Raw genomic sequence first — 12,878 nt, 5'->3', positions numbered from 1 at the left:
TTAATTATAAAAAATATGGAGGGATATTTATTATGAAAAGGGAATTTTTTATTAAAAACAGAGAAAATATTTTAGAGGGTATAAAAGATAATTCCATGCTTATACTATTTGCTGGGACAGCTCCTCAAAAATCTGCAGATGAAACCTATAATTTTACTCCAAACAGAAACTTCTATTATATGACAGGTATTAGCAGAGAAAATATGATTCTTGTTATCACAAAGATAAATGACAAGATTAACCAAATGTTATTTATTGAAAAGGCTAATCCAGTGCTGGAAAAATGGATAGGTAAGAGAATGACTGTAGAAGAAGCAAGTACAACTTCAGGAGTAGAGAATATTCAATTTTTAGAGGACTTTGAAGACAATATTGCTAGATTAATGCTTAATTATAATATGAATAAGCTATATTTAGATTTAGAAAAGGTTAGCTTTGATTCAATTCCAACTGCCTCACATTTGTTTGCAAAAAACATTATAGATAAATATCCACAGCTTAAGATAAAAAACATATATCAGGATATTTGCAACCTAAGACTCATAAAAACTGAGGAAGAAATATCAGAAATAAGAAAGGCTATTGAAATAACTAACGATGGTATTAAGAGCTTAATGACAAATGCTAAGCCTGGTATGATGGAATACCAGATAGAAGCTAACTTTGATTATGTTTTAAAGTGTGCAGGGGTAACAGATTATGCTTTTAAGACAATTGCTGCTTCTGGAATAAATGCAACTGTTCTTCATTACTCACAAAACAATACTAAAACTGAAGATAAGGACTTAATCCTTTTTGATTTAGGAGCTCAATGGAATTACTACAATGCAGATATAAGTCGTACCTTCCCGATTAACGGCAAGTTTTCAGAAAGGCAAAAGGAAATCTACAATATAGTATTAAAGGCAATGGATGATACAATGGCAGTTATTAAGCCAGGAGTTCCATTTGCAAAATTAAATGAAACTGCAAGAAAATCTCTAGCAGGAGGCTTAAAGAAATTAGGAATTATTAAGGAAGATTCTCAGCTTTCAAAATACTACTTTCATAGTGTAAGCCATTATTTAGGTTTAGATACTCATGATGTAGGAAGCAGGGAGGCAGAACTTAAGGCAGGAATGGTTTTAACTGTAGAACCAGGTATATATATTGAAGAAGAAAAGATAGGAATTAGAATTGAAGATGATGTTCTAGTAACTGAAAATGGCTGTGAAAACCTAGCTAAGAATATTATTAAAAGTATTGAAGATATAGAAGCTTTTATGAATAGATAAATTTAACATGTTGAATCAAGTGGTCATGCAGTATTCTGCGATGAGAAAGATAAATTTAATGAAGATTTAGTAAATCTATTGAGGAATAAATTTTTTCAAATTAGAGTATCTGATTATAAATATTTAAAATGAATAGAAATACCGTATTATTCATATAGGAGGATTTTACGGTATTTTTGCTTGCGCTTATTTATAATTATTCAATAATTAGAGGATTTTTACAGAGTAGAAAGAATATATAAAGATATTAATAGAAGAAGGATAAAAAATAGGAGAGAATAATATGAGAATTAATGGAGAACAAATTTATATTAGATATTTAAATGTTTTAGATACTGAAGCAGTTTTACATTTACATTTAAGAAATAAAGAATTTTTTAGAAAGTATTCTTCAACTAAAAATGAAGATTTCTACACTTTAAAGATCCAAGAAGATATCATTAAAGATAATGAATTAAAATGTGAGAAGGATGAAAAGTATTCCTTTGGAATATTTACAAAGAATTCTGATGAGCTTATTGGGAATATTGCTTTAACAGAGGTATTGCGCGGGTCACTTCAAAGCTGTTATATTGGATATTTTTTGGACATGCAGCATAATGGAAAGGGATATATGACAGAGTCTGTAAAATTAGTCGTAAAATTTGCTTTTGAGGACCTAAGACTTCACAGAATTGAAGCTGGGGTTATGCCTCATAATATAAGATCAATGTGTGTTTTAGAAAATGCAGGCTTTAAAAAGGAAGGAATAGCTCGTAAAAATGTAAATATAAATGGAGTTTGGCAGGACCATCAGGTTTTAGCAATAATATGGGAAGATTATAATAAATAAATGTGTTTAAATAAAATTGGAGAAAATTTATGATTAAAATAGAAACCTCTAGGCTTTTAATTAGAGATCATATAAAAGAAGATTTGCTTCCACTTCACAGCTTGCTTTCAAATGAAGAAGCTATGTATTACATTCCAGATTTAAAAACTGAAAATATTGAAGAATCTAGGGAGAATTTGGATCTAGCCATGAATGAGGCAAAGCTTAAAGATAGAAATAAATACTTTTTTGCTATAATAAATAAAGAGACAAATGAATATGTAGGTGATATAGGGTTTACCGTTATCATAGACAGCCTCTATGGAAAAGTAGTTAATATGGGATATTTCTCTCTACCTAAGTTTTGGGGGAAAGGCTTAATTACTGAGGCTGCTGAGGCAGTAATTGACTTTGCCTTTAATAATGCATGGGTACTTAAGATTGAGACAGGCTGCATAAAGGCAAATAAAGGCTCCGAAAGGGTAATGCAAAAGGTAGGAATGCTAAAGGAAGCAGATATGAAGCTGCATGTGCTTTTAGACAATAAGCTTTTTGATAGAGTGGAATACAGAATACTAAAAGAAGAATGGACTAAATTCAAGGGAAAAAGTGAAAACTAAAGTTGTATAAATTTATTAGGTTGAAGAATTAATTCTTATCATACTTCTTGATAGCTCTTAAAATATTTGGTAATATATATTAAAAATATTAACAAAAGGGGATATATTCATGAGAAAAATTACTCCAGAGATTTACGTTAAAAATTGCAAAGATGCACTTGAGTATTATAAAGGGATATTTGGAGGAGAGATTAAAAATGTTCAGTTAGCTGATGGCATAGAAATGTTTAAAGGCTATGAGGGGAAGATTATCCATGCGGAATTACACATAAACAATGATTGTGTAATTTACCTTGTAGATGTTTTTGATGATAAGAACTATGAAAGTAACATTAATTTAGTACTTGAACTTGATAGTGAAGATGAGATAAATAAGGTTTATACAGCACTTAGCAAAGATGGAACTGTAAGGTTCCAGCTACAAAAAACCTTTTGGGGAGCATTTCATGGTGTAGTTAATGACTGCTATGGAATAACTTGGGGATTAAATTATTCTATAAAGTAGAATATTATTTTTTATATTAAATAATTCAACATTTGCGGCATCAAAGGATGCCGCATTTTGCTTTTATAAGTTAGAATATACTGTTAGCAGCTATCTATAAAGTTAGTTATGCAATCAAATCACTTTCATGATAATATAGTATAATAATGATGTTATACCTTACCATAATAAGGGAGTGAGCAGACAAATGAGTCTAGACAAGCAAGAGTTTTTTCAAAAATATCATCTTGAAGAGGAGAGTCTTTCAAGGAATAAAATAGAATGGTCAGCTTTACAGGATATATATGAAGATTTCAATATTTACAGAAATATTTATGAAACTCAAGGTGAGTTTATTGCTAATACTTTAAGAACTCATGATAAAGTACACTCTGTTAAATCAAGAGTAAAGAACCCTGAGCATTTAGTTGAAAAAATTATTAGAAAAACTCAGGATAGAAAAAATAAGTATGGTATGGATTTTAAATTTACTACCCATAACTATAGAGAAGAAATAACAGATTTAATAGGAATTAGAGCTTTACATATATTTAAGGACGATTGGGAGGCAATACATAACTTTATTACAAAGACCTGGAAGGTGGTTGAAATAACCGCAAATGTTAGAGAAGGTGACGACACCCGAAGATTTGAAGAATTAGATATTCAAATAAAATCTAGAAAATCTGGATATAGATCTGTTCACTATCTCATAGAGTCCTTCCCAACAAATCAAAAGGTTATAGCAGAAATACAAGTTAGAACCATCTTTGAGGAAGGTTATGGCGAAATAGATCATCAGCTTAGGTATTCCAGAAGACAAATTCCGGAGGTTTTGGCATTGAATCTTCTGCTATTAAATCGTATTGTAGGAAGCGCAGATGAGATGGCATCCTTAATTAATTTAATTAACAGAAGCTGGAATGGCCTTGAAGGAAAATACGAAAACATTATTGAAAACAAAAACAAAGAAATTATCAAGTTAAAGAAAAAGATTGAGGAAAGCAGCACTATTGTTGATGAAGATAGAAAGGACATTTTATGGAGACTTGATAAAATCATTATGAAAGATGATATAGCAAAACTTACAGATAACTTTATCAATCCTTTTAATAATTAAAAAATAAAATAAACTGTTATACCTTAAATTAATTAAAAATAGGAGCTATTATGAGTAGATTACAAGATATATTAGACTATAACAAAAGTTTTGTAGAAAATAAGGAATATGAAAAATATATTACATCTAAAAATCCAAATAAGAAGCTAGTGGTTCTATCCTGTATGGATACAAGACTTACTGAACTTCTTCCAAAAGCTTTAAATCTTAAAAATGGGGATGCCAAGTTTATTAAGAATGCTGGAGCTTCTATAATGCATCCCTTTGGAAGTATTATTAGAAGTATAGTTGTAGCTATTTATGAGTTTAAGGCAGATGAAGTTTTAGTAATTGGGCATCATGACTGTGGTATGTGTAATTTAAACGTAGATAAAACCGTAGAAAAAGTCATAGAAAGGGGTATTTCAGAAGAAACTATAGAAACTTTAAGTAATGCTGGCATTGATATTAAGAAATGGCTTCATGGCTTTAACTCTGTAGAAGAGTCTGTTAAAGAAAGCACAGAATTAATAAAGAAGCACCCTTTAATTCCTAAGGATATAAAAGTTCATGGCTTAATTATAGACCCAAAAACCGGGAAATTAGATGTTGTTGTAGATGGATATGTTTACCATTAGGTAAAGTTTAGCTTGGAAAATGGGGGGGAATTATGTCTAACATAAAAACAAATGCTATGAGAATTTTAGATCAAAAGAAAATTGAATATAATATCATAACATATGATACTTCTGATGGTAAAATAGATGGTGTATCTGTGGCTGAAAAGGTTCATAAGGACCCAAAGTTTTTATATAAGACTTTGGTACTTCAAGGTCACAGCAAAAATATTTATATATTTGTTCTGCCTGTTAAGGATGAAATAGATCTTAAAAAAGCTGCAAGGACTTCAGGGGAAAAAAATATTGAAATGATTCCTGTAAAAGATATATTAAAATTTACAGGCTATATAAGAGGCGGATGCTCGCCTATTGGAATGAAGAAAAACTATAGAACCTTCATAGATAAAAGTGCTTTAGATATAAATAAAATAACTGTAAGCGGCGGCAAAATTGGAGTGCAAATGGAGCTTTTAACAGCTAAGCTAATAGAAGCAGCCAATGCTGAAGTCTGTGATTTTATAATGGATAAGAATTGAAATATTAGATAGTAAATTAAACAGAGAACACTAAAGGCAGTAAATCCTTAGTATTCTCTGTGACCTTCTATAGATCTAGTGTTTGTAATATTTTAAGCTACTCATAAACATAATAAAAGTAGTCAACTTGCCAGTTACTCCAAGAATCATATTTTTCACTTTTTAATTTTTCCACAATATGTTCATCCATCATTGTTATAGTTGAAACTGGGCAAGCATAATTAGAAGCCTTGTATTTTAGCAGAAAATAATTCATAAAGGTATTTATTGCTTCATAGCTTTCATCTACTGCAGCAAAATTAGGCTCTCCCTTAAGTTTAAATATCCCATTGTAGCCATTTATATTAATAAATGCCCCAGAGCTCTTTAAATCATTATAAAGCTCAAGCGTAGGCTCCTCAAAAATAAAGGCCAAATCAAGGTACCCCTTTCTTTTATGTATATATGGAAGTTTTACGAAATCCTCATAATTTAAATTCCAGGGCGTTACTTGGAAGTCTTCTAATGTAAGCTTTGAGCCTAAGTATTCATATTCTTTATAAAACACATAAAGCTTTTCTTTAAGTTTAAAATTAAGCTTTTCCATTAGAGAAATACTTTCAACATTATCTATATGTGTTGCAAAGGCAATTTTCTTAGCCCTTCCTTCCTTTAAATAATCTTTCGCAATATTAATAAGTCTTTCACTTATTTGTCTTGAAAGCTTAAGTCCTCTATATTCTCTATGTACTCTAAGACCCTCAAGCCAGGCAGACTTATCCTGAAGTAAAGAAAGCTTTCCCACTGCTACAACTTTATTCTTAGTCTCATCTATTACACCAAGAAAGTATCCTTTATCATCAACCCATTTATGAAGTACCTTTGGTAAATAATCCGTTCCCCCCCAAATATCCTTTGATATATCACATATATCTTCATAGTCCTCATGAGTTAATCTTCTAAATTTAAACATGCTAAAGTCTCCTTTTGTGTGCTACTATTATTGTTATTATAGCATTTTAATAGTAAACTTAAAATAATATGAAATTATTACTACATTAATTAGTTTTTAGAGAAGGTGCACAATGTTAAGAACAATTTTATGGTTTATTTGGTTTGGAGTATCCCTTATATTAACACTTCCATTTTTATTAATTGCAAAGCTTTTAGACTGGTTTCATAAGAATGATACTAGAGATAAGTTTGTGTATAAAGTCACAAGTATATGGGCAAAATCTCAAGTCGCAGTTAGTGGCTCAAAAATCAGGGTTAGTGGTGAGGAGAATTTGCCCAAAGGGCCAGTGCTTTTTATTAGTAATCATCAAAGTAACTTTGATATTCCAATATTTATGAGCTTTATAAATAAACCTAAAGCTTTTATTGCAAAAATCGAAACAGCAAAAATACCCTTAGTAGCCTCCTGGATGCGCCTTATGAGGTGCGTATTCATGGATAGAAAGGATATAAGACAGTCAGTTGAAGCAATTAATAAAGGAGCTGAGTTCCTTAAACAAGGTTATTCTATGGTAATTTTTCCTGAAGGGACGAGAAGCAAAACAGGAGAAATTGGTGAATTTAAAGCTGGAAGTTTTAAGCTTGCAGTTAAGAGCGGGGTTTCTATAGTTCCTGTAGCAATCAGTGGGTCCATTAATATCATGGATAAAGAAAGTATAAAAATAAAGCCAGCATTAGTAAAAATAGAAATTTTAAAGTCAGTAGAAGTATCTGAATTATCTAAGGAAGAACAAAAGAATTTGCATATAACAGTGCAGGAACTTATACAAGAGGCTATAAGAAAAAACAATGGCTAATTTGGTAAAGAGCTGAAATATTGATGAAAAAAGTGGGGGTATTAAAGAATGAGGGATGAGGCAATATGTTTAAAAAAGTATATAAACGAAGAAGATTATAAGAGAATTAATGAACTTAAAAATCTTTGCGGAGATGGAGACATTAATTTAAAGCTGGAACTTGATTATAAATTAAATATTAAAAAGGAATTTGATAGACCTCTAAATGATATTAATGAATTTCTTTATTATGCTGATGATGTTTTAATTGGGTATTTGGGGATTTGCTGTTTTGGAGGAAATACTACAGAAGTAACAGGTATGGTTCATCCTAATTGGAGGAGAAAAAACATTTTTAGCAAGTTATATAAATTAGCTTTAGAGGAATGTAAAAGAATAAATGCTGAAAAGATATTACTTGTATGTGATAATAAGTCAAATTCAGGTTTAGAATTTATAAAATCTTTAGGAGTTGACTATTCTTTTTCCGAATATTGTATGATACTTGATAATAATAATGCTATTGAAGAAAAGACTTTTATTAATTTAAGAAAAGCACTTAACTCAGATGGTAAAGAAATCTCAAGGCAGAATTCTCTTTATTTTTCTTCCCAGGTCGAAAAGGAGGTCTTCCCTGAGGAAGAGGAGAAGTATAATTCAATAACTTATATGATTGAGCTTCAAGGCAGGATTATAGGCAAAATAAGAACAGATTTAAATGGTAACTCAGCTTTGATTTATGGCTTTGGAATACTTCCGGACTATAGAGGACAAGGCTATGGAAGAGAAGCACTAAACGCTGCCTTAGCAATGCTTAAGAAACAAAATATTATTGTAGTAGGCCTAGAAGTAGCAGCTGAAAACAGTAGAGCATTAAATCTATATAAAAGCTGCGGCTTTGTAGAAGAAAATGTTATGGACTATTACAAGGTTAAATAGAAAATAAAAGTAAATTTGAGTAAATTAATACTACTGAGAGTTAATATTGATTATTTGCATATATTAATTAAATATTGGCAATAATAAGTATTGAATAAATAGAATGGTAGTATTAATATAAAATTAAAGTCAAAGAAAGTCAAAGTCAAGAAAGGAGAACTTCTATGGCTAGATTGTCAGACATTATAGAAGAATTTATAAAGCATTTAATAGATAATAATAATGATGAAGAATTGCAAATACAAAGAAATGAACTAGCAAGCTACTTTAACTGCGCTCCTTCCCAAATAAATTATGTTTTAACCACAAGATTCACAATGGATAAAGGTTACTACATTGAAAGCAGGAGAGGCGGGGGAGGCTATATTGTAATTCGTAAAGTGGAATTTCAGCAGCCTAAATCCCTTATGGATGCCCTAAATGAAAGAATTGGCGGCAGCTTAACCTATGACAGCGGAGTAATTATTATAGATGGATTGCTTGAAGCTGATATTATTACAAGTAGGGAAGCAAGGCTTATGAAAACAGCTATAAATGATAGGACTTTAGGGATAATTGAAAATAGAAATAAATTAAGAGCAGATATTTTAAAAGCAATGATTATGGCAATAGTTTATTAAAAAAATAAAACAGGAGGGCTAATCTATGATCTGTGAGAACTGTGGGAAAAATGAAGCAAATGTGCATTTAACCCGAATTATAAACGGTGAAAAACAAGAATTAAATATTTGTGAAAATTGTGCAAGAGAGATAGAAGGCTTTCAGTCTCCATTTTCCTTTCAGAATATTTTAAGCGGAATAATGGATTATATGAGTCCTGCAGTTCAAACTGTTAAAAGTTATGAGGCAGTTTGTAAAAACTGCGGTACTTCTTATAATGACTTTAAAAAAACTGGACTTCTAGGCTGCAGTGAATGCTATAAAAGCTTTGCACCATATATTAATACAGTAGTTAAACGGGTTCAAGGAAATACTGAACATGCTGGCAAAATTCCGCAAAAGCAGGGCAAGGGCATTATTGAAAGAAGAAAGCTTTCTAAATTAAAGGAAGATTTACAGAAGGCAATTGCAAATGAAGAGTTTGAAAAAGCAGCTCAGCTTAGAGACGAAATAAAGTTCTACAAAGAAGGGGAGGGAGGCAGTAAGGAATGAAAAATTGGCTTAGGACAGAGGAAAACAGTAATAATATAGTTTTAAGCAGCAGAATAAGATTAGCTAGAAATATAGACAAGATTCCTTTCCCAGATAGGTTAAGTGCTGAAAATGGAAAAGAGGTAGTAAATAGGGTGGAGAAGGCTTTTTATACCTCAGCCCACACATCAGAAGCCTATAAAAGCAAATATCTATGGGAGAATGAGGATAATATAAATAGGTCTTATTTTGAGAAGCATTTAATAAGTGCAAAGCTTTTAGATAATCATGAAAAGTCCGCATTTATTTTAGATAAGGATGAAACTGTAAGTATAATGATTAATGAAGAGGACCATTTAAGACTTCAATGCATAAATGCAGGTTTTAGCTTAGAAGAGGCATATGAAATGGCTGAAAAATTAGATAATCTCTTAGAGGAAAGCTTGGATTACGCCTTTAATGAGAAGCTTGGATATTTAGCTGCTTGCCCTACAAATATAGGAACAGGCCTAAGAGCTTCTGTTATGATTCATCTTCCTGCACTATCTATAAATAATGAGATGGACAGTATGCTAAATGCAGTTACTCAAGTTGGCATGACAATTAGAGGCTTGTTTGGTGAAGGCTCAAAGTCAGAAGGAAATTTATATCAAGTGTCTAATCAAATAACCCTTGGTTTAACTGAAGAGGAAATTTTGAATAATTTAAAGGCTGTTGTAAGTCAAATAATAACAAAAGAACAATGGTCCAGGGATCAATTTGTGAAAAGCTATAAGTACGAATTGGAAGATAAGATTTATAGAGCACTAGGAATTTTAAAATCTGCAGTATTACTAAACTCAAAAGAAGCCTTAAACCTTATTTCAAATGTAAGAATGGGCATTGAAATGGGTATAATTAAAGATGTAAGTAATGAAACTTTAAATTCTTTATTAGTTGAGATACAACCAGCAACACTGCAGCTTATAACAAGTTCAAAATTGTCAGAGAAGGATAGAGATATTAATAGAGCTAAGCTTATTAGAAATAGACTTGGCACAATATGTAATTAAAATTATTAGGTGGTGATATTTATGATGTTTTCAAGATTTACTGAAAGAGCCCAAAAGGTAATTATGTATGCTGAAGAGGAGGCTCAGACCTTTCAACATGGCTATGTAGGTACAGAACATATTTTACTTGGAGTCTTAATGGAAGAGGATGGAATAGGAAAGAAAATACTAAATAATAATGGAGTGAATGTAGAAAATGTAAGAAATTTAGTGGAGGAGTATGAAGGAAAAGGTGAAGCAGAACTTTATAATAATGAAATACCTTTAACTCCAAGAACAAAGAGGCTGCTAGAATTAAGCTTACTGGAAGCTAGAACCTTAGGACACAATTATATTGCTCCTGAGCATATACTTTTAGCCCTAATCAGGGAATCTGAAGGAGTTGCTTTTACTATCCTCGCTAATTTAGGAGTTGATTTTGACAAGCTTAGAAGAGAAATAATAGAAAATATATCAGGAGGATCCTCAGGTGAGCAGCCAAATACAGGCAAGTCAGCCCATCAAAAAAGTGGAAATAATGCTACACCAACTCTTGATCAGTTTGGAAGAGACTTAACTAATATGGCTTCTGAAGGAAAGCTTGATCCGGTTATAGGAAGGGATAAAGAAACACAAAGACTTTTAGAAATATTGAGCAGAAGAACTAAAAACAATCCTTGCTTAATTGGTGACCCTGGAGTTGGCAAAACTGCTGTTGTAGAAGGGTTGGCTCAAAGAATAACTACAGGAAATATTCCTGAAATACTTAAGGGTAAAAGAGTAGTTACATTAGATCTTTCAGCTATGGTGGCTGGTTCAAAATATAGAGGGGAATTTGAGGAAAGACTTAAAAAGGTTATGGAGGAAATTAGAAAGACTGCAAATGTTATTCTATTTATTGACGAAATCCATACAATAGTGGGAGCTGGCGGTGCAGAGGGCGCAATAGATGCATCTAATATTCTTAAACCAGCCCTAGCAAGAGGTGAAATTCAATGTATTGGAGCTACAACTATAGATGAATATAGAAAATATATCGAAAAGGATTCAGCTCTTGAAAGAAGATTTCAACCGGTAACGGTTGGTGAGCCAACTAAGGAAGAAGCTTACCAAATACTTCAAGGTTTAAGGGATAAATATGAAGCTCATCATAGAGTAAAAATAACAGATGAAGCTTTAGAAGCTGCTGTTACTTTGTCAGATAGATATATTACAGATAGATATCTTCCGGATAAGGCAATTGACCTGATGGATGAAGCAGCTGCTAGAGTTAGGATTCAAAATCTAACTGCTCCATCAGATTTAAAGGAGCTTGAAGATACTATAAGAAATACTACTAAGGAAAAAGAAGATGCTATAGCTGTTCAAGATTTTGAAAAGGCAGCAAAACTAAGAGATAAAGAAAAAGAATTAAAAGATAAATTAGAAAATCAAAAAAATAATTGGAAAAATCAAAAAGAAGTTTCAACTAATCAAATTGTTGGTGAACCTGAAATTGCTGCAGTAGTTTCCAGATGGACTAATGTGCCAGTTGAAAAGCTTACAGAAAAAGAATCGGAAAGATTACTTAAGCTTGAGGAAATTCTTCATAATAGAGTTATAGGCCAGGATGAAGCAGTTAAATCTATAGCAAGAGCTGTAAGACGTTCAAGAGTGGGACTAAAAGACCCTAAGAGACCTATAGGCTCCTTTATTTTCCTTGGACCCACAGGAGTAGGTAAGACCGAGCTTTCAAAGGCATTAGCAGAGGCAATGTTCGGTGATGAAAATAATATGATAAGAATAGATATGTCTGAATACATGGAAAAGCATACGGTATCTAGACTTATTGGTTCTCCTCCAGGATATGTAGGCTATGATGAAGGTGGTCAGCTAACTGAAAAGGTTAGAAGACATCCATATTCAGTTGTACTCTTTGATGAAATAGAAAAGGCTCATCCTGAGGTGTTTAATATATTACTTCAAATTCTTGAAGATGGAATACTTACAGATGGAAAAGGAAAAACAGTTAATTTCAAGAACACTATAATTATTATGACTTCAAATGTTGGTGCAAGTACCATCAAAAAGCAAAAGACATTGGGCTTTGCTTCATCTAGTGAGAAAGAAGCAGAAAATGAATATGAAAAGATGAAGGATAATATTATGGAGGAGCTTAAGAGATCCTTCAGGCCAGAATTCTTAAATAGAATTGATGACATTATTGTATTCCACCAATTAGACGAAGAAAACTTAAAGCATATCGTTAAATTAATGCTTGCTACCGTTTCAGCTAGAATAAAGGATCAGAATATTGAGCTTACCTTTGACAAAAGTGCTGAAGATAGACTTGCAAAGGAAGGCTTCGATATAACCTACGGAGCAAGACCTTTAAGAAGAGCTATTACCAAGGCTGTAGAAGATAAACTTTCTGAGGAAATATTAAAAGGAAATATTAAACGAGGAGATAAAGTTAAGGTGACAGCCGAGGAAGGGGAACTTAAGTTCATTAAAATTTAATTAAGAAAAGTAATTAGGGTATAAGATGCAGTTCTTATGCCCTTAATTAACTTACGCAGATAAGA

General features: G+C 31.8%; 14 protein-coding genes. 13 read left to right on the top strand and 1 reads right to left on the bottom strand.

Annotated elements, in window-relative coordinates:
* The first annotated feature begins 32 nt into the window (after window positions 1–32).
* From ACJDUH_RS19115 to ybaK, 7 genes are all read left to right on the top strand, one after another.
* On the top strand, window positions 33–1,274 hold the full coding sequence (locus ACJDUH_RS19115) for an aminopeptidase P family protein (protein ID WP_406766828.1): 1,242 nt from the start codon (window positions 33–35) through the stop codon (window positions 1,272–1,274).
* Between the two features lie 283 nt (window positions 1,275–1,557).
* Window positions 1,558–2,106 carry a GNAT family N-acetyltransferase gene (locus ACJDUH_RS19110; RefSeq protein ID WP_406766827.1) on the top strand — a complete coding sequence of 183 codons (549 nt, stop codon included), beginning with the start codon at window positions 1,558–1,560 and terminating at the stop codon, window positions 2,104–2,106.
* Window positions 2,107–2,135: 29 nt separating this feature from the next.
* Entirely contained in the window at window positions 2,136–2,705 is a 570-nt protein-coding gene (locus ACJDUH_RS19105) for a GNAT family N-acetyltransferase (protein WP_406766826.1), read from the top strand.
* Between the two features lie 109 nt (window positions 2,706–2,814).
* A complete protein-coding gene (locus tag ACJDUH_RS19100) occupies window positions 2,815–3,210 on the top strand; it encodes a VOC family protein (protein WP_406766825.1) in 396 nt (131 codons plus the stop codon).
* A gap of 187 nt (window positions 3,211–3,397) precedes the next feature.
* The gene (locus tag ACJDUH_RS19095) at window positions 3,398–4,309 is read left to right on the top strand and encodes a RelA/SpoT domain-containing protein (RefSeq protein ID WP_406766824.1); all 912 of its coding nucleotides are present in this window, start codon (window positions 3,398–3,400) and stop codon (window positions 4,307–4,309) included.
* Between the two features lie 50 nt (window positions 4,310–4,359).
* Window positions 4,360–4,926: a beta-class carbonic anhydrase gene (locus ACJDUH_RS19090; protein ID WP_406766823.1), complete on the top strand. Its 567-nt coding sequence runs from the start codon at window positions 4,360–4,362 to the stop codon at window positions 4,924–4,926.
* Between the two features lie 32 nt (window positions 4,927–4,958).
* Entirely contained in the window at window positions 4,959–5,444 is a 486-nt protein-coding gene (gene ybaK, locus ACJDUH_RS19085) for a Cys-tRNA(Pro) deacylase (protein ID WP_406766822.1), read from the top strand.
* 97 nt (window positions 5,445–5,541) lie between these two features.
* Here ybaK and ACJDUH_RS19080 read toward each other — a convergent pair whose 3' ends face one another.
* The gene (locus tag ACJDUH_RS19080) at window positions 5,542–6,396 is read right to left on the bottom strand and encodes a GNAT family N-acetyltransferase (protein ID WP_406766821.1); all 855 of its coding nucleotides are present in this window, start codon (window positions 6,394–6,396) and stop codon (window positions 5,542–5,544) included.
* Between the two features lie 112 nt (window positions 6,397–6,508).
* Here ACJDUH_RS19080 and ACJDUH_RS19075 point away from each other — a divergent pair, with 112 nt between their 5' ends.
* From ACJDUH_RS19075 to ACJDUH_RS19050, 6 genes are all read left to right on the top strand, one after another.
* Entirely contained in the window at window positions 6,509–7,234 is a 726-nt protein-coding gene (locus tag ACJDUH_RS19075; protein WP_406766820.1) for a lysophospholipid acyltransferase family protein, read from the top strand.
* Between the two features lie 48 nt (window positions 7,235–7,282).
* Window positions 7,283–8,152: a GNAT family N-acetyltransferase gene (locus ACJDUH_RS19070; protein WP_406766819.1), complete on the top strand. Its 870-nt coding sequence runs from the start codon at window positions 7,283–7,285 to the stop codon at window positions 8,150–8,152.
* 164 nt (window positions 8,153–8,316) lie between these two features.
* The gene (locus ACJDUH_RS19065) at window positions 8,317–8,772 is read left to right on the top strand and encodes a CtsR family transcriptional regulator (RefSeq protein ID WP_406766818.1); all 456 of its coding nucleotides are present in this window, start codon (window positions 8,317–8,319) and stop codon (window positions 8,770–8,772) included.
* A gap of 25 nt (window positions 8,773–8,797) precedes the next feature.
* On the top strand, window positions 8,798–9,304 hold the full coding sequence (locus tag ACJDUH_RS19060; RefSeq protein WP_406766817.1) for a UvrB/UvrC motif-containing protein: 507 nt from the start codon (window positions 8,798–8,800) through the stop codon (window positions 9,302–9,304).
* Window positions 9,301–10,335 carry a protein arginine kinase gene (locus ACJDUH_RS19055; RefSeq protein WP_406766816.1) on the top strand — a complete coding sequence of 345 codons (1,035 nt, stop codon included), beginning with the start codon at window positions 9,301–9,303 and terminating at the stop codon, window positions 10,333–10,335. The genes ACJDUH_RS19060 and ACJDUH_RS19055 overlap by 4 nt, the downstream gene beginning before the upstream one ends.
* A gap of 21 nt (window positions 10,336–10,356) precedes the next feature.
* Window positions 10,357–12,813 carry an ATP-dependent Clp protease ATP-binding subunit gene (locus ACJDUH_RS19050; RefSeq protein ID WP_406766815.1) on the top strand — a complete coding sequence of 819 codons (2,457 nt, stop codon included), beginning with the start codon at window positions 10,357–10,359 and terminating at the stop codon, window positions 12,811–12,813.
* Window positions 12,814–12,878: the final 65 nt, after the last annotated feature.

It is taken from the genome of Candidatus Clostridium radicumherbarum (assembly GCF_045310525.1).
GTDB lineage: Bacteria > Bacillota > Clostridia > Clostridiales > Clostridiaceae > Clostridium_AT > Clostridium_AT radicumherbarum.
This window is presented reverse-complemented; position numbering and strand designations above follow the sequence as displayed.